Source organism: Nostoc sp. C057 (genome assembly GCF_013393925.1).
Lineage (GTDB): Bacteria > Cyanobacteriota > Cyanobacteriia > Cyanobacteriales > Nostocaceae > Nostoc > Nostoc muscorum_A.
Genome location: NZ_CP040281.1, coordinates 4,320,016 through 4,340,621, shown reverse-complemented (window position 1 = coordinate 4,340,621; position 20,606 = coordinate 4,320,016). Strand labels below are relative to the sequence as shown.

The window sequence follows — 20,606 nt, the reverse complement described above, 5'->3', positions numbered from 1 at the left end:
AAAATTAAAAATTAAAAATTAAAAAAATTTAATAAAATAATAAGTCCCAGAATTGATATTTGGATCTTGTTAATTGGTAATGGGTAATTGGAATTATTAACACTCCCATTACCCATTACAGTTATCCTAGACCACGCAGGCTATGCCTACATTAACCCCTTAAGGCAACGCCTTCAGGCGTACGCGCAAAATTTCAGCTTGCTTTTGTGCTTCTGCTAAGGCTTCCCGCGCCCCTTGTACCACGTCAGGTCTAGCTCTATCTACGAAACTAGGATTGTTTAATCTGGTACTCAGGGATTGAACTTCGGCTTCAGCTTTACTCAAGCTTTTTTCTAGCTTGGCACGTACAACTTCAATATCTACCACACCGCTTAGAGGAATTAGCACTTGTATTGTACCAATTACACCTGCGATCGCATTTTCTGGTTCTTGTGGTTGTTCTAATTCTCTCTGCGGGAAAAAGCGTCCCCATAACCTAACTCTCGCTTGAGCAGTGAGTAAATTTTGGCTAACAAACCAAGCTGTGTAACCAAAACCAACCAATTCAAAGAAAGTTCCGACGATGGGAATGTCATCAATGGCATTTCCCGCAGCTAAACCCAATCTACCAAAGACAATGGCCACAAGAGTTAAGCCAATTATCTTCAAACCCCTCTGAGGTTTCTTCTTAGCAGCAACAGTTTGGCTTTTTTCCTTGTCGGTAATGGTTAAAGTCTCAACCTTCGCCAAATCTTTAATATAAGACTGTCCAGCAGTGAGAATTTCCCGCTCCTTCTCGCTTTCAGTTTGCAAATTCGCTGTCACTTTTACCCCTGGCTTAATATCCGCTTCTGCGCGCAGATTCCGAATTGTGCGGATAGTAGCAATCAGTAATTCAAATTGCTCTTCTAAAGCTGGATCAATCAAGTTTGCATCTACCTTGGGATAGATTTGCAATGGTAAAGTTTGCGGGGAATCTGCTGGTTGTTGGGTGAGAGTTTGCCAAATTTCTTCGGTAATATGAGGCATCAACGGATGAAGCAGTTTTAAAATTCCTTCTAATATGTAGCCGAGGGTTTGCTGTGCTACCCGCCGCGATATTGGATCGGCATCTGCTTGCAATCTGGATTTCACCAGTTCAATATACTGATCGCAGAAATCACCCCAAATAAACTCATAGAGTCCTTTTGCTGCTTCCCCTAACCCGTAATTATCGATGTAATTGCTGGTTTGTTTAACAACTTGATGATACCGCGAGATAATCCAGCGATCGCTCAATTCTGTGGCTACTGGGTTCCCCAATTGTTGCGGTGTCTGTCCATCCAAATTCATCATCACAAAGCGGGCAGCATTCCACAACTTATTTGCAAAGTTGCGCGATGCCTCAACCGATGCCGATTCATCCTTTTTGCGATCGTATTCTAAGCGGATATCTTGACCAGCACCAGCCACTTCTCTAATTAAGGTATAGCGCAGGGCATCAGTACCATATTTGTCAATTAATAACAATGGGTCAATACCATTACCTTTGGTCTTTGACATCTTCTGACCTTTTTCATCCAGCACCAAGCCGTGGATGTAAACCGTTTGGAAAGGCATTTGCTGCGTAAAATGCCCAGCCATCATGGTCATTCTGGCCACCCAGAAAAAGATGATGTCAAAGCCTGTCACCAAAGTAGTAGTCGGGTAGTAAGTCGCTAAATCTTGAGTTTGTTCTGGCCAGCCCAAAGTCGAAAACGGCCAGAGTCCAGAAGAAAACCAAGTATCTAATACATCTGGGTCTTGTTCTAACTTGACATTTTCGCCAAATTGTGATTTAGCTTTGTCCCAAGCTTCAGCTTCCGATTTTGCTACCACAAAGGGCGTATTATCAGTAATTTGCCCACCCGTTTCACTGATAGCGTACCAAGCCGGAATTTGGTGTCCCCACCATAATTGGCGAGAAATACACCAATCTTTGAGTTTTACTAGCCAATCACGATAGACCTTAGTCCAGCGTTGGGGGACAAACTCTGGAGAAGTTTGCTGGTCGAGGAATTCGAGAGTATTGTCAGCTAGGGGGCGAATTTTGACGAACCACTGAGTTGAGAGGAGGGGTTCAATAGGTACTTTACCGCGATCGCTGTAGGGAACGGTATGCTTATAATCTTCTATCTTCACCAAAAAGCCATCTGCTTCTAGGCGAGAAACCACATTTTTTCTAGCAACAAAGCGGTCTTGTCCTTGAAACTCCCCAGCATTGGCGTTGAGAGTGCCGTCTTTGTTCATAATATTGATTAACGGCAGATTGTGACGCTTACCCATGTCAAAATCGTTCGGGTCATGGGCGGGAGTTACCTTCACGCAACCCGTGCCGAAAGTCGGGTCAACAAATTCATCGCCAATGATGGGAATTTCTCGTTGTAGAATTGGCAGAGTTAGAGTTTTGCCAATGAGATGTTTGTAGCGATCGTCATTGGGATTAACTGCTACAGCCGTATCACCCAGCATCGTTTCTGGTCGAGTTGTCGCCACCTCTACAAAACCGGAACCATCGGTGAGGGGATAGCGGAAGTGCCAGAGATTTCCATTCACCTCTTGATTTTCTACTTCCACGTCAGACACTGCCGACTGAGAAGCGGGACACCAGTTAACTAAATATTCACCACGATAAATTAAGCCTTCTTCGTAGAGGCGAGTAAACGCCTCGACAACAGCTTTAGATAAACCCTCATCCAGGGTAAACCTTTCCCGTGACCAGTCCACCGAGACACCCAAGCGTCGTAGCTGATTCAGAATCGTTCCCTCAGACTCCGCCTTCCATTGCCAAGCGCGTTCTAGGAATTTTTCGCGCCCCAATTCGTAGCGAGTCTTACCCTCTTTTTTGAGTTGCTTTTCCAGCATACTATGCACAGCAATGCTGGCGTGGTCAGTTCCGGGTAGCCATAGGGTATTGCGTCCCTGCATCCGGTGGTAGCGCACGAGGGTATCAATTAAGGCACTTTCAAAGGCGTGACCCATGTGTAAGCTGCCGGTGACATTTGGGGGGGGAATGACGATGCAGTAGGGTTCGCCGCCTTGGTTGGGGTCAGCTTTGTAAACTTGGTTGTCTTCCCAGAATTTTTGCCACTTGGCTTCAGTGGAAAAGGGGTCGTAGAGACTGGGGAGATTGGGAATGGTTGCGGTCATGCGGGAAAACTAAGGAAGGACTCTAATAAATTTTGCCACAGGGTTGGAGAGGGATTGATGGAAACGAACCGCAGAGGCGCAGAGAACGCGGAGGGAAGAGAGTTAGGAGAGGAAATGAATCGGCTTACGGGCGAGGTGATTGGGGCGGCGATTGAGGTGCATAGGGTGTTGGGGCCAGGGTTTTTAGAGGAGGTGTATAAGGAAGCGTTGATTATAGAATTTTTCAGGTGCGGGATACCCCATCTGCTTGAGAAGTCGGTAACAGTAAATTACAAGGGACATGAAGTAGGCAAGGGTAGATTAGATTTTCTGGTTGCCAATTGTTTAATTGTGGAATTAAAAGCTGTTCAAAATTTAGCCCCAATCCACGAAGCTCAAGTCCTCTCATACCTTAAAATGACTAATTACCCCTTAGCCCTTCTCATCAACTTTAACGTCCCCCTCCTCAAAGACGGCATCAAACGCATTATCCTCTCTTAATCTCTCTGCGCCCTCTGCGCCTCTGCGGTTCGTTCTCCAAACCCATGAAACACCAAACAACCTCCCCTTGGACATTCATCCCCACCCTATATTTCACCTCCGGCATCCCTTACATTATCATCAACACTGTTTCCGTAATCTTTTACAAAAAACTCGGCATAGATAACACTCAAATTGCCCTTTGGACAAGCTTCCTCTATCTACCTTGGGTCATCAAAATGTTTTGGGGCCCAATTGTTGATACTTACTCTAGCAAACGTAAATGGATACTTTATACCCAATTTGCCATGTTCTGCTGCTTGGGTTTGATAGCCTTCTCCTTACAACTGCCAAATTTCTTTTTCATCTCCCTCGCAACATTAGCAATAGGAGCATTTATTTCTGCAACTTATGACATTGCCACAGATGGTTTCTACCTCCTCGCCTTATCTCCAGAACAACAAGCCTTCTTTGTCGGCATTCGCTCACTATCTTATAGAATGGCTGTTATCTTCGGTTCTGGAATATTAGTAGTCTTAGCGGGTCAGCTTGAAGTATCTCTCAACAACATTCCTTTAAGCTGGACTATTGCTATTGGGTTCTCAGCTTTAATTTTAGCAATCCTGTTTATTTCCCATCGGCTATTTTTACCATTACCCGAATCAGATAATCAACGGCAAATACAAGTTAAAGAAAATATACCATTTTGGTCAATTATTAGCTCATATTTTGCTCAAGATAAAATTATCAGTATTTTAGCCTTTATCTTGCTCTACAGATTTGGCGAAGCGATGCTTGTCAAGATAGCCTCTTTGTTTTTATTGGACAAACCAGAAGTAGGAGGCTTAGGGCTTTCAACGTCAGATGTCGGGCTAGTATACGGTACTTTTGGGGTAATATCCCTGATTTGTGGAGGAATTTTAGGAGGCTTGCTAATTTCAAAATATGGATTAAAAAAGTGTCTATTTCCTATGGCTTTGGCATTAAACTTGCCTGATATATTTTATGTATATATGGCTTATGCTAAACCTTCGTTAAAATTAATATATCCTTTGGTTTCATTAGAACAATTTGGCTATGGTTTTGGATTTACGGCTTTTAGTGTTTATCTAATGTATATTTCCCAAGGCGAATATAAAACTTCTCATTTTGCCATATCCACTGGCATTATGGCTTTAGGAATGATGCTACCTGGATTAGTTAGCGGTTATCTCCAAAAGTCTTTTGGCTATCCATTATTTTTTCTCTTGGTTTGTTTGTTTACTATTCCTGGGATGATTGCCATCTTTTTTATTCCTTTAAAGGAAGAATTGAAGCGTCAAAATAATTAACATTATTACAAATCTAAAATAGAATTTTAATCGAACCACAGAGGCGCAGAGAACACAGAGAGATAAGAAATGGGGATTTTACAAGATGATTTAGGACTGCTATATGACTTATGTTTTGGGGATAGATGGCGGTGGTAGCAAGACTGTTTGTGTCTTGATGGATGATTTGCGTCAAGTACTAGGCTGCGGTGAAGCAGGCCCATCTAATTATCAAAGTATAGGTATTGAAGCAACTTTAGAATCTATCAAATCAGCAATTAAGAATGCTGTCGAGGCAGCAAAAATTACAAATACCCTGAAGATTGACGCGATATGTCTGGGTTTAGCGGGTGTCGGTCGTGCAGCAGATATTGAAGTAGTAAAAGGTTTAGTTGAAGAGTTACAAAATCACAAATCTCTGCCTGTAATTTGGGCATTACAACCAGAGAATATTGTAATTTGTAATGATGCTTTAATTGCTTTAGTTGGTGGAATTGGCCAGCCTGTAGGAATTGTGGTTGCAGTAGGTACTGGTTCGATAGTTTTCGGACGAAATCATGAAGGACATACGAAACGGGTCGGTGGCTGGGGTTATATTTTAGGAGATGAAGGTAGCGCCTATAAAATTGCGATCGCAGGCATGAATGCAGCATTAAAATCTTATGATGGGCGAGAAATATCAACGAGTTTGATAGAGGGTTTCAAACAGCATCTTGATTTAGAAAGTATAGAAGATTTAATAGAAGTAGTATATCGCCGAGAATGGGGAGTCAAACAGATAGCTGCTTTAGCACCAGTTGTAGATTTTGCAGCAGCGTCAGGTGATATAGTAGCAAATATCATAATTGATGATGCTGTAAAAGAGTTAGTAAAAGCTACATCTACAGTAATTGATGCGATTTTTAGTGCTGACTCAGTTTTAGAAGTAGTCACAACGGGAAGCGTGTGGCGCGGTAGATGCAATATCCATGAAAGATTTGCAGCGTCTCTTCTTAAGAAGTTTCCTAATGTAAAGGTAATTTTTCCGAGGTACGAGCCTGCTTACGGTGCTGGTTTATTAGCTTTGCAGACAACTCAAAATTGACGCGAAGAAAGCAATAATAGAAGTTTTCAGTTTGCAAATATGCGCCCCAAGAAAGTTACTATTTCAGACCAAGCTGCGGTGGTAGCACTAGAATCATAACGATAACCGTCGTCGCGCATGAATGTATGTTCTGCTTCATATAAGAAAACTTGGTGAGGTATGTTAGCATTCTCAATTGCTTTGATTATGATTTGGCGATCGCTATCTGGTATATGAGGGTCAAGAGTACCGAACACCATTAGCATCTCGCCTTTGATTTCACTTACTCTCTGGATTGTATCGGCTACCTCTTTACCCAGCTTACCACTGGGAATACCAGTCGGGTAACAGCAGACACAAGCCCGAATTTCGCTTTGAAATGCTGCGCGGAATGCTAAATGTCCACCAATACAAAAGCCGAGAGTGCCTATTTGATTTGGAGAAACTGCACTCTCTCCTTTTAGAAATTCAATCACAGCAAGGCAATCGGCATCATAATCAGCTACGGAGGTTCGACGCGCATCGTCATTACCCCGCATCCTTCCCAGATCGTCTGGCTCTATTACTAAACCAACTGGCTCTATTCGGTGAAAAATTTCTGGTGCTGCTACTACATAGCCATATCCTGCTAAGTAGTTCGCTAGACGAATCATTGCATCGCCTAGCTGATAAATATCACTGTAGAAGACAATACCAGGGTATTTTCCTGCTGCTTTAGGAGCCGCAACATAAACACGCATTAAACTGCCATCGACTCTTAACTCAACGTTGCGCTTAGTAATTTGCACTTTTTTGTCTCCGTGTATATCAATATGGCATCTAGCGATCGCCTTATCGCAATAATCCCCTTAGAGATGCGTTAGCGTTGTAGGACGAAGTACAGCCCAATGCCATTTCGCGTCTTTAATATTGAACTGCTTGTAGTATTCTTCTACATTTTTCAAAATCTACAGAACGAAATTAGATTAATTTATTGATAGTAAAAAATATTCTATCTCCGGTATGCACATCTGTGTGTCAATATAAATGTGCTTTTTAAGACTTAAGTATTTCCTAGAAATAAATTATCCAAATAAACTTACCACAGAGGCAATCGCAGATGATGACTATTGGGAAATCATCAAAATCCAGAGGTTAGCTATTTCTGATCAATTTCCAACTTCAACTCTTGTAAAAATTCAGTGCTAATGGGTGAAGTTGCCAGAATTGGATGCTTAATACCTCCCCAAATACTTCCAGTGCGGATACGATGGGAAACTAACACTTCAGGAATTTCATTAGAGATTAAAACCTGTGGTGGTGCAAGTTGACCGATGGTTCTAGCTCTTTGGTAATGATATGATTCTGATAGAGCCAGATCCAGTTTTTCAGCAATAATTTCTGGGGTTTCTTTGGCTGAATCTAGTAGTAGAATATAGTGTGGAGGATCGGCAATAGGCATCAAGCTTTTAAAATTAGTTTCTTGCAAGTTCAACAGAGTCAGAGCATTGTTTACAAAGGTTTCTTGCAACTTTTCGCCCACCAAATCGCTAATAGCTTGATGTCGTCCGAGAAACTCTAAACAGGGAGTGTGGCGATAGTAATGAGTAACCCGGATGCGATCGCCAATTCGATAACGATACAATCCGCCTTTCTGGGATAAAATAATCGTGTATTCCTTGCCAATGTTGAGTTCATGTAAACCATGCAGTGAACCAGCATCATCCTCGAACTCGAAAAAAACTTCATCCAGAACTGGCACACATCCCCCAGCTACAATCAACGGAATCGTCATTGGGGCTTCCGTTGCTAGTAGTCCTTTACCTTGAATTAATACACCTGGAAATTTTAATCTTAATCCCTGAGCTTGATCTGCTGCATTGGCGCTATCCCAGCAAGAAATTAGCTTTAAATTTGGCCAGAGTTGCATCCAGGGAATATTACTTTCGCTGAGAAGTTGCAGGCGATGATGTGAAATTAGATTGTGTAATTCTTTTCGCAATAAATCTTGATTTTCTTGAATATATTTTAAATGTACTTGTAGAAAACTAGGACTCCAAATAGAAATAATTTCTAGTTTTTCAGCCTCTAATAATGCCAAAGCCAGTTGATGTTTAAACAAATTCGCGTCATGCAGCCGATTAAGTTTATTTGGCATCACCAACCAAGGACGTAAAAACCAACGCAACCAGCCATCTAAATAATCTAAATCATCCTGTAAAGCTTGGCTATCAGCTACATTTAATTGCGGCGAGATACAAGCATAAATTTTTCCTGTATTAAATTTCGGGCCATTTACAATCAAATCATGCGCCCATACACAGAACATTTTATTAAACGATCGCCGCAAAGATTGAGTATAAGGAATCCATTTTACTGCTCCACTGCTACCAGAGGTTTTTTCGTAGAACAAAATGGGTTCTGATGTGAGGGAAATTTGCAGCTGTTTTTGATTTAAGTAGGATTCGAGTGCATCATAATCTACAATTGGCACACGCTGCCAATCATCTACAGAATGAATCCCCAAAGTTTTACCATACTCACTTTTGATTAGGCGATCGCAAATTTCCTTCTGTACAGATGTCTGCATTAACTCTGGGTTATCCAAAGCTTGATGAAATCGCCTCGCAGTTGGTGCGAGGATTTGCCCAAAAAGCTTAATAATCGGACGCATTATTGCACCTTTTGATTAGGATAAAGGTTACTGACTGCTGGTACATAAGAACCATCAGCAATGACTACACCAGCAGCAAGATTAGATCCAGCACCGACAAAGACATTGCTGCCAATCTTGACTTTTTTGACATACAGCATTAAATTTTGCTTGCGGGGTTTAATGATGTGAGAATAAATACCGATACCATGCCCGATAACAACGCGATCGCCAATTTCTAACAAACTGCGATCGGCAATCTCCAATCTTGTTGTCCAGTATACATCTCGCCCCACTTTAGCACCCCACAATCGCAACCAACACGAAAATACCCCCGGAATCAGTCGCAGCACCGCTTCCAATACCGGAATTGCAATATAAATTACCTGGATTTGATGACTACCCCACCAGGGACTATATTCTTTACCTTGTAGATAACTAACACCCTCCCGCACAGGATAAACCCATTCATGCAAGCGGTAAACTAGCACTGGTAGCCCATAAATAGAGAGGAACACCGCCAGAATGCTGAAGATGTTGGGTGAATAGGCGAGGTAGATTATTGCTGCCCCAGTTAGCAATAATATAAAGGTGGGAAAAAACGAAAGAATTTTACTTAGAACTGTCATTAAAATGGGAAGAAAAGTTTTTGGAACAAGTTTAATGAGCTAGGAATTCCGATTATAGATGGCAAATTTTCGCTTTCATAATATGTTCCATGTAACTTATCCCAAATTTTCAGATTAGCCCCGTAGTTATAATTTTGGAATTCGCGGCAATGATGCCAAGCATGATCCTGTGGTAAGATTAACCAAGAAGATAAAAGTTGATGAAACCAGCTATTTTCAGTAATTATCAAACTGCTATGTCGCCATAAATCTAAGGCAGAAGTTAGACTTATTCCAAGTAAATAACCTGTAGGATCGGTTAACAGATACAAAAACAAAGTGTGTATCCATAAATAAATAATTAACAAACTTGTCCAAAGTGTGTTGCGAGAAGTTCCTAATACATCCATCTGAGTAACAGTATGATGGACTTGATGAACCTTCCACAACAATTTAGTATGTAATAAACGATGATTCCAATAATATAAATAATCAACTACAACAAAACTGATAAGAAAAGCCGCAACTACTGATACTTTTAAATATCCTTGTTGAGTGGGTAGTAAATATTGATAAAGCCAATAAACTAAAGTAGCTTGTAGTAAGGGAATCAAAATTCCTTGAATTGTTAACCCTGTACTATCTATTAGCCAATCTTCACGACTTTTCACTTTAAATTGAGTTCGTCCAACCTGATTGGTAATAGTCCAACCAACTAATCCGATAAAAGAGCCAAAAATTAGTAGTTGTGAAAAGTTTTGTATTTCCACTTTTGATTGCTCACGGTGATTTGGATTAATTACGAATTATTCTTAGAGGATGTTTAAAAAGTCCTTTTCTTAGTAGAAAAACGTTTTAGATCCCCCTAAATCCCCCTTAAAAAGGGGGACTTTAATTCCAGTTTCCCCCTTTTTTAAGGGGGGTTAGGGGGGATCAACAAATGCCTAAAATCACAGCTAAATACTTTTCAAACAACCTCTTAAACCCAAAATGTAACTTTTACTGATTGATTTGGCAATAAACGCGGATCTTCTCCACAAGATATAGCTGCCATAATTGACTCTACAAATATATGGATTGTGTCCGCAGGCGTATTATAAAATTGTGTCCCGTATTTAGCGATCGCTTCTCCCTGAATACACAAAATTTTCACGTCTTGGCGGATAATGTGTTGAGCAGTCCACCACACAAAAGGACGTGCTAATTTATTCCAAATACCATAGTTATAGGTGACATCGGTGTAAACCAGAGTTGAATTATCGGTTTCTGGAATAGATTGACTGGTAATGAACAAATGGCGATTATGTGCCATCTTATACTCTACAGAGGTAATGTTTGGCATATAAAAGCGATCGCTATGTTTAATCTCTGCACCCTGCAAATTCAGAAAACGGCTATACCATCCCAAATTATTGTTTTCGTTGCGATACTCCACCAAAACCGAACCATGACAACGTTCAACAGTCATCTCTAACTTTTGTTGGCGAGAAGTACGGAAAACACCAGGATGAACAAAAGCCGTATGGGGAATATCAATAAAGTTCTCCGCACAATTAGTAACATTATTAGCAAAACGGTTAATTACCCGCACCGTCTCCCATCCTGTCTGTCCGTAGTGAGGCATAGAAAAGGGTTCAAAATCAACCTTTGGGGTATCAGCTAACTGCACATAAACATAGCCATCTTGTTCTTTGGTAGCGTAACACTTGGCTCGACGCTGTGGGGAAGGTTTGAAGTCATCTCCTTCGGCTGGAACAGCAATCACATTACCAACCGCGTCATATACCCAACCATGATAGGGACATTGTAAAGCACCGTTACAGATTTTACCTGATGATAGACGGCTATTGCGGTGTAAACAGCGATCGCGCAAAGCTACGGGTTGTCCATCTTCACCACGAAATATCGCTAACCATTCTCCTAAAACGGTGCGTGGTAATACCTTGTTAGGTTGTAACTGTTGGCTGAGTGCGACAATATACCAGAAATCTGCAAATTGCATGGTGTGGTGGAAAGTATTGAGATTGAAAAAGGGATTGGAAAAGTACAAAAATACGATACGTATATGCGGTTCAAAATTTTGTAAAATCATACCCTCTAACTGCTGTATAGCAATTATTTTATGAAGAAGTGGAAATTATGGGATGTAATTTTAAGACCCCTCCACCCCAGGGCAAACGCATCTAAAGTATAAGAATCCTTTAATAGCAAGGGTTTTGGCGTTTTTTAATTTAGCCTATTTTTTCATCAAGATCCTTGCCCAGCAAGGGTTTCAGAAATCCCGTGCGTTCGCCCTGCCCTCCACCCTCAGAATATGCGGCCGCATTTGAGGGTAGGTCACTAGACACTTATCCCCCTTGAAGTGATGGAGGATAGGGGAATCGCGCTGTGTCGTTCAGGTTGACTCTGAACGCTAAACTTGACGAATCTAACAAATTATAGCAGAAGATATCTAGCTATGACATCTCTAATTGCTTGGATTGGTATAGGTACGAGTGGTTTTAATTCCTTCTATCTTGCTAGTGATAGCCGTATTTCTTGGGGTGGAAACTCAACTCCATTGGTATGGGATTGTGGACGCAAATTATTTGCCTCAAAAAACTATCCAGATATACTAGGCTATTGCGGTGATGTATTATTTCCCTCTCAGATTTTGATGCAAGTCATAGAACATATTGATTCGGGTCTTCTTTTTAACCCTGATGATACACCCCTAGCCAAATTCCAGAATATTTTATCTATCATCAAACAATCCTTTTTGGGGTATCCCATCCTGTCATCTGATACAGTCTCGATTATTTACTGTACCCGTCAAAACTTCTTTAAACAGCAAGTAGTTTATGTATGGAATCTGACTTGGAAAACAGGTAAATGGAATACGAATTTGTTAACACTTCCCATCCGATCTGGTCTTGTTCAAGCATTGGGATCAGGGCAGAAAACTATAAACACATTTTATGAAAAGTGGAATCGAAGTGAGATAGGGAATACAAGCCGCAATGTCTTCAGTGCTTTTTGCGACGCTCTAAAAAGTGGAGAAGATCGCAGAAGTTGTGGCTCTCCACAACTTGTTGGTTTTTACCGCGAAGGTTCAGCCAAATCTTTTGGTGTTATCTACAACAATGAGCGTTATCTTTTTGGATTACCTGTAAATCAAGATGCAAAATGGGAGGGAGTAGAATGGCGAAATAAGTTATTTGAGAGGTGTGACGGAAAATTTAAGGTCATTCTGGATGGAACACAACGCCATGCACGTCCAAACAGTATTTAATTGGTTGTTGTAAAAAGCAAGTAGGTTGAGTTGAGGCAAGTAAATCCACTATAACCAAGACTGCGTATCTAGCAAAAGTTTCACTTCTCACCGCCCTCAAAAGCTGTCAACATCTCATCTGGTAAAGGGGCGTTAAAGTCCTCTGGCACTACAAAACGCCCTTTATCCTGTCCTAAACTATCGCGGCGATTTGATGAGGTGCGAAACGGAACCAACTTGGCAACAGGAATACCTCTGTTAGAAATAATGATTTCTTCTCCATGCTCTACCCGCAACAAAAGCTGTGAGAGATTCGTTTCAGCTTGATGGATATTTACAGTTTCCATGATTTTATTTAACTAAGTCTTTAAACTAAGTTTAACCAAATTCACCTTCCAGCCTACGAATTTCAACATTACCTGTAACATCAAGCTGACAAGCTAACCGTGCATGAGGATAATTAGCTGCTAATGTTTCTAACATTTCCTGTTCATCAGCTTGAGGTGGAGGAATATCACCAATAACCTCAACCAAACAAGTGCCACAAATACCAGTCCGACAACCAAATAAAACAGGTGAATTCTGAATCGTGAGATGTTCAGACAAACTTTGATGACATTCCAGAGTTATAGCAACAAAATCACTTTCTGGAAACAATATCTTACAGAAGTCAGCCATAATACGCAATAATTTTACCTAAACAACACTCTTCCATTCCTCTCTGCACCTCTGTGTCTCTGCGTGAGATAAAAACAAATCCTCTTGATCTTCAAAACCTTGAAAAGCCCTTTTTTGAGTTGCCAAATATCGAGGAATTGAATTAGTAGCCATCAGTGACATATCCCGATTACGTTGCCAAAGATAATCGAGCTTTTCAACATACACTTGATAAGATTTCATTGCCTCCTGATGAGTTAAAAAACTGCGCTGCAATCCTTCCGACTCCTGCGTAAAGCAACGCCGCATCATTTCTTTAGCATCCATATCACTCATCTCAAAAATCGGCGATCGCAACACCCGATAAATATTGCTATATAGCGCCGGATCGTACCAGAATATCCCGTTAATCGCCGCAGAAAAATGAAAATGATCGCGCTGACATCCCAGCAATCCTAAATTAGCAACCAGTCGCTCAAAAGCAGTCGGTGGCTTAAGGCAGGTAATAACATCGTGAGATATAATTGTCGAACTATTGAAGTGAAAGCTTTCATCCATGAAGTGATAATAGGAGACTTTAGCAGGAATTGGAGCAGCTTCAGGATGGAGATGTTTTTGATAATAACTGCTGAGTTTGTGCTGTACTAACTTGCCGTTTAGTGTCCGCACTCCCCGGACTGTAAAATACTGACAAGCTAAAAAAGTATTATTCGCAGAAATTAGCCCAAAGTATTGAAGTTGAATTCTTTTCCACCAAGTTTTTAGAGCATTGGTGTCAGCATAAACCATTGTTTCTGTAAAGGGGCCGCGCATGGGGTAGGTAAAAATAAGTTCCCCAAACAACGCTTGTTCAACCTGTTTGGCAATCGTGCGGAAGGCGTTAATGTGCGATCGCTCTTGGGCGGATTCCAAGTCTAAGGTATCGCAGATTAAGCGAAAATCTTCTTGGGCATAAAGTCCGGCTGCACTGGTTTGATTGAAAAAGATAGTTGCAATTTCAGCAGAAACAATTTGTGAGTAGTAAGCTACCCAGTAAAGTTGGTTCAAAATTATACGCTGATGTTGGCTGGACTGTTCCCATAAAGGTGTGCCATATAGCAGGGAAAACTCCTCTGGGTTCCAATACTCGTTTTGACAATCTTCATAGCGAAACTTGCCGACAGCTTCATCCATTAAAGCAGTATGATCTTGCTGTTTGTTGCGGGTGTGGTTAATTTGTAATTTGCGATGAATAGTTTTTTCCATATCCGTTTTTATTTGACGCAGAGATAAGATTAATATTTATTACACACATTGATGGGCGGGGAGTGGTTCAAAGGCACCGCGTTCTTCTAAATTTTGCAGGATAGACTGGGCTGATTTTCCTCCCATGAGCGATCGCAATATTTGTAATCGCGTTCCGCTATGAGTCTCTGTATCTAGTTCTTCTAAGATTTGGATTTTTTGCGATCGCGTCAGATGTCCTTTGACTTGTTCAACTGCTGCTACTACGCTTTGTGGCCCCACCTGTACCATAAACAAAAACTGTGCCAATACATCGAGAATTGTTGTTTGACTGAATGCTGAAACAGTAATTTGATTAAATAAGGTGGTTCCTGTAGCGTGATGACGGGATTCAGATTGTAAAAAACTGGCAAAAAGTTCTGCTAAAACTGGATAGCCGCATTCCTTCGCTAAACGCCGATAATGGCTTAAACCCCATCCTTCTAAAACGACTTGCAGCACAAACAACAAAACTATTTTATCTGTACTTTCAACCACTTCTGATAGTAAGCGCAAAAACGGATCGTTCGTATTAGTTACTTCCATTTCTGGTAAAAAATGGCTAATTTTGTGAAGGTGGGTAGCTTCATCAGCCGTAAACAATCCATAAAGCATTCGTTCTTCAACTGTTTCGGCTAACAGTACCATTTTTGCCATGTAGCCAACCCCTGCTTTCTCAATGAAATATGATTCTTCTAACAGGCTGTGGTTGGCATGTTCCAGAATAGCAGATTGTTCAGTAATATTAGATTGTTGAAAAATTTTGACTTGATGTAATTTAAAAAATTCAGCATCCCAATAATTTAATTGTGGGCAATTAGCATAATTATTCTGATTAGGTAATGCTGCTGTTAATATCCGTAGTAAACGGTCATTACAATCTGTGTGTGGTAGGTCAAAACCGACAATGTTATATTTTGAATCCATGTTCAGGGCTAGGTGTTGATAGGGTTTGAATATTTGGATAATTAACAGTGTCCCAAGTTGCCCAAGTTAAAGCTTTCTGGTGATTAACGTGCTGAATAAATTCCAGAATAGATTGATCTGCTTTAGTAGGAGTCTTTAAATCAAACTGAATTGTCTGAAATACCTGTGTATCCCCTTTTGCAAAGTAATTACCAACTTGCTGGGTTAACCATAACAAACCACGATTTAAAACCCATCCCCAAAATCCCGGACGCTTGGGAGTCACAAGAATTGTTTGCCCTTCAGTTTTACCACCTTCTATCATTCGCAGTGTAAATATAATGTAGAAGTGCAGAAAATCCGGCCCTAGCGTCACACTGCCAGTACTGCCATACCAGTAACACATACTATAAGTAACTTCGTTGCGATATAGAGGACGAATCAGGCGAATTAACCAAGAATCATCCCCTCCCCGTGTAGTGTTGCTGAAGGTAATAGCGTTAGGGTTGAGGTTTTGAGAATCAAATATAATCTCTAAAGGTAAATTGTGTACTGTATTGAAATGGTGAGCATCAATCGCATTAATTAGTAAGACATTGGGATGGCAATTTTTGACAAAGTGAGTTCCCAATATATAATCACAATCTACCTGTTCTAATTCTGGTACAAAGAGCAGCGAACTTGGCTTTTCTTCTCCCACCCAAACCCAAATCATGCCGTATTTTTCTGCTGTATGCCAAGTTTTAATACACACAGGTAGCGGTTTTCCTAAAGAAGGAATATCTACACAAATTCCGCGACTGTCATACTTCCAATTATGAAAAAAGCAGCGAATTCCATCACCTTCTACCTTACCTTCTGCTAAATGAGCGCCCATGTGTGGACAATAAGCATCTACAGCTACTACCTGACCACTAACTCCCCGATAAATTGCCAGATTCCTACCTAGCAAGGTTATAGCTTTTACCTTGCCAATTTTTAATTTTTTTGATGGTAATGTCCAGTACCATCCCTCTATAAATTGTGTCGGATTGTTAAAGTTTGATTGTGGATTTGTAGATGCCATAAAAGTTAAATTAAAACACAATCTTGCACAAGTTGTAACGATGATTCTGATTTCCACATCCGTTTTCCAGCACGAGTGAGATTGCCATAGTTAATTTCAGTTAAACAAACCAATTCATCCCCTAATCGATAGCCGGGGTTTTTTTCTTCAAAAAACTGGATATGGGGGTTAGTCTGTCTTCCTGTGGGGATTTCAATTAACGCCTCACAGAGAATTTGGGGATGCGGAAAATTGACTATACCAGTTGATTCTTGGTATAAATTAGCATAGTATTCCCGTGCTAAACTCGCCATCAGATTTGTTACATCCGCAGGTGTTGTAACATCATAACGCGGGTAGAAATCTTGCCAAAAAGTAGGGAGAAAACGATAAGTGCGAAAACCAGAGCAAATTAGCAGCCAGTAAAGTTTATTTTCTGCATAGTGTTGACGCAGAAAATTGATAGCGGCAATCCAACTACGTGGTAGTGTTGTACTCGACCAAGCACTAGGATCAACGATAGTGTCGCCAGAATACACCACACTAATTTTTTCTCCCAAAAAAGTTGTTTGGCATAACATCAGAGTTGAAAATCCTTTGAGTGCGTTGGATGTCTCATCTCTCAACAACAAAGCCCAGTTTTTGCGCTCTAAATCAGCTAGAAACCCATCCCAGGTTATGCCTTGGAAGTGATTTTGCAGCAACGCATACATGGCGGTGCGATCGCTTTGTTGCAAATTTTCAACAGGAATCAGCAAACTCTTCATTGCGCGGAAATTACCTAAACTCGATTTGTATTATATTTAATTAAAACTTTATCGACCATTATGGTAAATTTACGGTGTAATGTGACAGATTCCAGAATGGTTATTTAGGCTACAATTCCGTATTCACATCTTGCACCTTCTCAATAAGGGTTGATGGAAATCGCCTATTCCACAAAATAATTAAGATGTATTTAGATTGAGAAACAAAACGCAACATTACCAAAGCTTTTGTTGGGTTACGCGATCGCTAATCCAATCTACTATTCTACACCCCTATTTTTTGACCATCGAGACGGTTTTAGCTGATTTACATACTCCATATATTCAGCTAATGGACGATCGATACTAAGCAGTAATTTTGGATTAAAGCGAATATTGTCGTAAATTTTGCCATCTTCATCCCTGAGCATATAGTAAGCCAAGCGAGTAGAGAATAGCAAAAACTGACTAAGCAGATACCCTAGAATACCTTTACGTTTTTCAGTTACATAAATCGGTTGAATTATCGTTCTTTCAGGCGCAATTGGAGTATAAGCATATATCATATACAGTGGCGGAAAAAGCCTAACATCCTTCATCATTGTTAACAAGCCAAGGCAACCATGAGCATAACGCATTGAATATTGATATGTAGAACCAAGAAATCTTTGACCTAACTTTTCTCGAAATGTAGTTTTGGGGAATTGTCCCCGCATTGTAAAGTCAATTTGCGTCCCTAATTCGCTGCGATGTAGCGACAAATCCATTTTGATATCTAAATGATGAATTGTTTTTAAATGTTGAGCATCAATCCCATTCATCATACAAATATGATGATGGCAACTTCTTGCAAATGCAATATCAGCTTGTGCAACAATTTCTTTTCCCTTCAATTCATCAAAATCAGCCACTCCCTCTGGTGCTTTAGCATCTGGATAAATCCAGATGAATCCATACTTTTCCTCTGTTGCATAAACTTGCAATTTAGCTTGACTAGGAATTTCTGATTGACAGGGAATATTTTGACAAAGCCCTGTTTCATCAAATGCCCAATGATGAAATGCACAACGAATCCAATTACCATCAACCTTCCCAATTCCTAAATCTGTCCCCAAATGAGGGCAGTAAGCATCCAAAGCCCGTACTTGACCATCTTCACCTCTAAAAAGGGCAATTTTATGACCGCATACTTCTACAGATTTTGCTGTTTTTTTAGGGATTTCATCACTAGGACAGGCAATATACCAACCCTGAGCAATTACATTCCAATTATTGAATATTTGCATAATTGTTTGATAGATAATTATTTAATATTTCTTGTCGTTGGCGAATATCATCTCGATATTTACCCGTCAAAATTCTAAATAACATTTTACCTAAACAATAAGAAGCCCGCCAAGAAAATACAGCATCTTGTAAATCAATATGGCTACGCTCAAATAAAAAATGTCCGGTTAATCCCAATAATTGAGTTAACGGTAAGCCCAATAGCAACCAAAAGTTTTGCAACTTCCAAGTATAAAAGAGTAAACTGTAAAAAAAGAATATTCCTAGAATGTGTAGAATAATATTAATTGGATGTTGATGTTTAAGAAGAAAAATATCCCAATAGTCTGTAAAAGGATGATCTGTAATTTGACTATTAATTCTATTTCTTAGTCTTTGTTTAGGATTAGAATTGATATTAATCATAATAGAGTGTATGATAAATCAATATAAGTTGTACTTTAATAGTCATTATCAGCCACACAAATACCTTTACATTTAATACCGTTTGTAGCAGTACGCTGGCAATGAGAACATAAAACTTTTTCGTTTTCTGTTTCTTGATTTATTTCTATACTAGTGCTTGCCTGTAGCTTGTCTTTTTCCGTCTGAAGTTTTTCACTCATAAGAATGGAGAGATTTTTTGCTGTTTAAATTTTACAATTTATTTAGGAATGATTATTGGTTAGACATTATCTAATATAGCAAAGTCATACCTGTCCTGAATAAAGCGATCGCTCCACCCGCCGTAGTGGCATAGCAAGGCTAAAATGTTGCAAAAAAATGTATTGTAGCGACTGTCTTAAAAGTCAAGCGAACGTTAACAAAAAACCGGGACTCTTAACATTGACGCAACTGGGGAACGCAGCGCTAGATTCTGCGGTGGCTGGTACGGGCAAAAAGACTTGTGGCTCTTGGTTAAGATGGTAGCAGCCCGCACCAGCCACTCCGCTTCGCCGCAGAATCTTCCCCAGTTGCTGGATTTCCCGTGGAGATAAAAAAGAGCATAAAAAGTTGACCCAAATGCCGCAATGGGATCATCGGGGGGACTATTCCAAAGTATAAAAACGTTGAGTTGTGATTAAGCGTTGGCAATGGGTTGTAAGTTGTCAGTTACACGCCAAGGCAAATTATCTCGAACCATTGCATTTAGAATGACTAACATTTTATGAACGCAAGCAGTGAGAGCTAATTTTTTCGATTTACCACGTTCGACGAGGCGCTCATAAAAGGCCTTTATAACCGGATTATGACGCATAGCAACAACAGCACCCATATAAAGAATGGCACGAACATGAGCGCGACCGCCATTAATCATGCGCTTACCTTTGTGTTGACCACTATCATGATTAATTGGTGCAACACCAACTAAGCGAGAAATTTGTTTGGCAGTGAGTTGACCCAGTTCTGGTAAATCCGAAACCAGAGTTGTCGAAATTACTTGACCAATACCAGGAGTACTTTTAAGTAAATTAACTTTATCAATCCATTGAAGATTGTTTTGCGTCAATTCGGCAATTTTTTGATTGAGTTGTTTGAGGTGTTCTTCCAGGTATTCAATATGAGCCTCAATATCTGCCAAGGCTTGACCACGAGTGCGTGAGCGGCGATTCTTTTCGGCTGTCTGCATCTCCACTAATTGTCGTCTGCGACTAATTAATTCCGATAATTGACGCGCCATTTCGGATTGAATGGCTAAAACTTGGGGTTTCATCGCTTCGCCAAAATGTGCCAATATTTGTGCATCAATGGCATCAGTTTTGGCCAAAGCTTACCCGTAGCTTTCGCAAAATCTCGTCCTTGACGGGGATTAATTAATGCTACTGGTAAAAGTGCAGCTTGCAATTGGATTACTAGTTCAGTTTCTAATCCTCCGGTTGCTTCTAGTACAATCAGATTTAAACTATAGGATAAGAGTAGCTCCACTAGATTTGATATTTCTGATTCTGTATTTGCCACAATCATAGCTTTACCCAGAGGACGGATATAAACATCTAATGTGGCTTTACTCACATCAATACCTACCCATTGAGCAATATTTTCCATATTTCACTCTCACGGATTGTGTTTGTTATAGTTGATTCTTATCCCCTTGATTACACTCATCCTTGCACGATACGGACTGTATAATCTAAACATCAGTATTTAAATTTTTGCCCCTGGCGACTGTTCGAGTTCTGTCAAAGAGATTATTGTAGTGACCCATGCTACAAAGCGGTCTTTCTTGACCAAGGTTGGGACGGTCTACTACTCT

Annotated in this window: 19 protein-coding genes and 1 pseudogene; 4 read left to right on the top strand and 16 right to left on the bottom strand. The window is 40.3% G+C overall.

Annotation, left to right across the window (positions count from 1 at the left end; translation table 11 throughout):
• Positions 1 to 159 precede the first annotated feature (159 nt).
• Positions 160 to 3,147: a valine--tRNA ligase gene (locus FD724_RS18545; RefSeq protein ID WP_179073633.1), complete on the bottom strand. Its 2,988-nt coding sequence runs from the start codon at positions 3,145 to 3,147 to the stop codon at positions 160 to 162.
• Positions 3,148 to 3,204: 57 nt separating this feature from the next.
• Between FD724_RS18545 and FD724_RS18540 the strand changes: the two genes are divergently transcribed.
• The 3 genes from FD724_RS18540 (at position 3,205) to FD724_RS18530 (ending at position 6,000) form a co-directional block, all read left to right on the top strand.
• Entirely contained in the window at positions 3,205 to 3,627 is a 423-nt protein-coding gene (locus tag FD724_RS18540) for a GxxExxY protein (RefSeq protein ID WP_179073632.1), read from the top strand.
• A 44-nt stretch (positions 3,628 to 3,671) separates the two neighbouring features.
• Positions 3,672 to 4,937, top strand: a complete 1,266-nt coding sequence (locus FD724_RS18535; RefSeq protein WP_179073631.1) for an MFS transporter — start codon at positions 3,672 to 3,674, stop codon at positions 4,935 to 4,937.
• A 103-nt stretch (positions 4,938 to 5,040) separates the two neighbouring features.
• A complete protein-coding gene (locus FD724_RS18530; RefSeq protein WP_179073630.1) occupies positions 5,041 to 6,000 on the top strand; it encodes an N-acetylglucosamine kinase in 960 nt (319 codons plus the stop codon).
• Between the two features lie 26 nt (positions 6,001 to 6,026).
• Here the strand turns inward: FD724_RS18530 and FD724_RS18525 are convergent, their stop codons facing one another.
• The 5 genes from FD724_RS18525 to FD724_RS18505 form a co-directional block, all read right to left on the bottom strand.
• On the bottom strand, positions 6,027 to 6,767 hold the full coding sequence (locus FD724_RS18525) for a dienelactone hydrolase family protein (protein ID WP_179073629.1): 741 nt from the start codon (positions 6,765 to 6,767) through the stop codon (positions 6,027 to 6,029).
• A gap of 350 nt (positions 6,768 to 7,117) precedes the next feature.
• Positions 7,118 to 8,632 (bottom strand): GH3 auxin-responsive promoter family protein, encoded by a 1,515-nt coding sequence (locus tag FD724_RS18520; protein ID WP_179073628.1) that lies wholly within the window; start codon positions 8,630 to 8,632, stop codon positions 7,118 to 7,120.
• Positions 8,632 to 9,240 carry an acyl transferase gene (locus FD724_RS18515; RefSeq protein WP_179073627.1) on the bottom strand — a complete coding sequence of 203 codons (609 nt, stop codon included), beginning with the start codon at positions 9,238 to 9,240 and terminating at the stop codon, positions 8,632 to 8,634. Before FD724_RS18515 ends, FD724_RS18520 begins: the two co-directional genes overlap by 1 nt.
• Positions 9,240 to 9,989: a sterol desaturase family protein gene (locus FD724_RS18510; RefSeq protein WP_179073626.1), complete on the bottom strand. Its 750-nt coding sequence runs from the start codon at positions 9,987 to 9,989 to the stop codon at positions 9,240 to 9,242. Before FD724_RS18510 ends, FD724_RS18515 begins: the two co-directional genes overlap by 1 nt.
• 209 nt (positions 9,990 to 10,198) lie before the next feature.
• Complete coding sequence (locus FD724_RS18505) at positions 10,199 to 11,221, bottom strand: aromatic ring-hydroxylating dioxygenase subunit alpha (protein WP_179075546.1); 1,023 nt, start codon at positions 11,219 to 11,221, stop codon at positions 10,199 to 10,201.
• Between the two features lie 456 nt (positions 11,222 to 11,677).
• Here FD724_RS18505 and FD724_RS18500 point away from each other — a divergent pair, with 456 nt between their 5' ends.
• Entirely contained in the window at positions 11,678 to 12,490 is an 813-nt protein-coding gene (locus tag FD724_RS18500; protein WP_179073625.1) for a hypothetical protein, read from the top strand.
• Positions 12,491 to 12,570: 80 nt separating this feature from the next.
• Here FD724_RS18500 and FD724_RS18495 read toward each other — a convergent pair whose 3' ends face one another.
• From FD724_RS18495 to FD724_RS40350, 10 genes and pseudogenes are all read right to left on the bottom strand, one after another.
• A complete protein-coding gene (locus tag FD724_RS18495) occupies positions 12,571 to 12,816 on the bottom strand; it encodes a type II toxin-antitoxin system Phd/YefM family antitoxin (RefSeq protein WP_179073624.1) in 246 nt (81 codons plus the stop codon).
• A 31-nt stretch (positions 12,817 to 12,847) separates the two neighbouring features.
• Entirely contained in the window at positions 12,848 to 13,147 is a 300-nt protein-coding gene (locus FD724_RS18490) for a 2Fe-2S iron-sulfur cluster-binding protein (protein WP_179073623.1), read from the bottom strand.
• Between the two features lie 18 nt (positions 13,148 to 13,165).
• Positions 13,166 to 14,371, bottom strand: coding sequence for a P-aminobenzoate N-oxygenase AurF (locus FD724_RS18485; protein ID WP_179073622.1), 1,206 nt, complete (start codon positions 14,369 to 14,371; stop codon positions 13,166 to 13,168).
• Positions 14,372 to 14,410: 39 nt separating this feature from the next.
• On the bottom strand, positions 14,411 to 15,316 hold the full coding sequence (locus FD724_RS18480; protein WP_179073621.1) for a ferritin-like domain-containing protein: 906 nt from the start codon (positions 15,314 to 15,316) through the stop codon (positions 14,411 to 14,413).
• Positions 15,300 to 16,361 (bottom strand): aromatic ring-hydroxylating dioxygenase subunit alpha, encoded by a 1,062-nt coding sequence (locus tag FD724_RS18475; RefSeq protein ID WP_179073620.1) that lies wholly within the window; start codon positions 16,359 to 16,361, stop codon positions 15,300 to 15,302. Before FD724_RS18475 ends, FD724_RS18480 begins: the two co-directional genes overlap by 17 nt.
• 5 nt (positions 16,362 to 16,366) lie before the next feature.
• Positions 16,367 to 17,107, bottom strand: a complete 741-nt coding sequence (locus FD724_RS18470) for a hypothetical protein (RefSeq protein ID WP_179073619.1) — start codon at positions 17,105 to 17,107, stop codon at positions 16,367 to 16,369.
• Between the two features lie 260 nt (positions 17,108 to 17,367).
• Positions 17,368 to 18,372: an aromatic ring-hydroxylating dioxygenase subunit alpha gene (locus FD724_RS18465; RefSeq protein ID WP_179073618.1), complete on the bottom strand. Its 1,005-nt coding sequence runs from the start codon at positions 18,370 to 18,372 to the stop codon at positions 17,368 to 17,370.
• The gene (locus tag FD724_RS18460; protein WP_179073617.1) at positions 18,356 to 18,778 is read right to left on the bottom strand and encodes an Mpo1-like protein; all 423 of its coding nucleotides are present in this window, start codon (positions 18,776 to 18,778) and stop codon (positions 18,356 to 18,358) included. The genes FD724_RS18465 and FD724_RS18460 overlap by 17 nt, the downstream gene beginning before the upstream one ends.
• Before the next feature lie 35 nt (positions 18,779 to 18,813).
• Positions 18,814 to 18,978, bottom strand: a complete 165-nt coding sequence (locus FD724_RS18455; RefSeq protein WP_179073616.1) for a hypothetical protein — start codon at positions 18,976 to 18,978, stop codon at positions 18,814 to 18,816.
• A 455-nt stretch (positions 18,979 to 19,433) separates the two neighbouring features.
• Positions 19,434 to 20,398 (bottom strand): annotated as a pseudogene (locus tag FD724_RS40350) (IS110 family transposase).
• Positions 20,399 to 20,606: the final 208 nt, after the last annotated feature.

Coding starts and splice junctions, on each gene's coding strand:
- FD724_RS18545 (WP_179073633.1), bottom strand. CDS start 3,147: ATGACCGCAACCATTCCCAATCTCCCCAGTCTCTACGACCCCTTTTCC.
- FD724_RS18540 (WP_179073632.1), top strand. CDS start 3,205: ATGGAAACGAACCGCAGAGGCGCAGAGAACGCGGAGGGAAGAGAGTTA.
- FD724_RS18535 (WP_179073631.1), top strand. CDS start 3,672: ATGAAACACCAAACAACCTCCCCTTGGACATTCATCCCCACCCTATAT.
- FD724_RS18530 (WP_179073630.1), top strand. CDS start 5,041: ATGACTTATGTTTTGGGGATAGATGGCGGTGGTAGCAAGACTGTTTGT.
- FD724_RS18520 (WP_179073628.1), bottom strand. CDS start 8,632: ATGCGTCCGATTATTAAGCTTTTTGGGCAAATCCTCGCACCAACTGCG.
- FD724_RS18515 (WP_179073627.1), bottom strand. CDS start 9,240: ATGACAGTTCTAAGTAAAATTCTTTCGTTTTTTCCCACCTTTATATTA.
- FD724_RS18505 (WP_179075546.1), bottom strand. CDS start 11,221: ATGCAATTTGCAGATTTCTGGTATATTGTCGCACTCAGCCAACAGTTA.
- FD724_RS18500 (WP_179073625.1), top strand. CDS start 11,678: ATGACATCTCTAATTGCTTGGATTGGTATAGGTACGAGTGGTTTTAAT.
- FD724_RS18495 (WP_179073624.1), bottom strand. CDS start 12,816: ATGGAAACTGTAAATATCCATCAAGCTGAAACGAATCTCTCACAGCTT.
- FD724_RS18490 (WP_179073623.1), bottom strand. CDS start 13,147: ATGGCTGACTTCTGTAAGATATTGTTTCCAGAAAGTGATTTTGTTGCT.
- FD724_RS18485 (WP_179073622.1), bottom strand. CDS start 14,371: ATGGAAAAAACTATTCATCGCAAATTACAAATTAACCACACCCGCAAC.
- FD724_RS18480 (WP_179073621.1), bottom strand. CDS start 15,316: ATGGATTCAAAATATAACATTGTCGGTTTTGACCTACCACACACAGAT.
- FD724_RS18475 (WP_179073620.1), bottom strand. CDS start 16,361: ATGGCATCTACAAATCCACAATCAAACTTTAACAATCCGACACAATTT.
- FD724_RS18470 (WP_179073619.1), bottom strand. CDS start 17,107: ATGAAGAGTTTGCTGATTCCTGTTGAAAATTTGCAACAAAGCGATCGC.
- FD724_RS18465 (WP_179073618.1), bottom strand. CDS start 18,372: ATGCAAATATTCAATAATTGGAATGTAATTGCTCAGGGTTGGTATATT.
- FD724_RS18460 (WP_179073617.1), bottom strand. CDS start 18,778: ATGATTAATATCAATTCTAATCCTAAACAAAGACTAAGAAATAGAATT.
- FD724_RS18455 (WP_179073616.1), bottom strand. CDS start 18,978: ATGAGTGAAAAACTTCAGACGGAAAAAGACAAGCTACAGGCAAGCACT.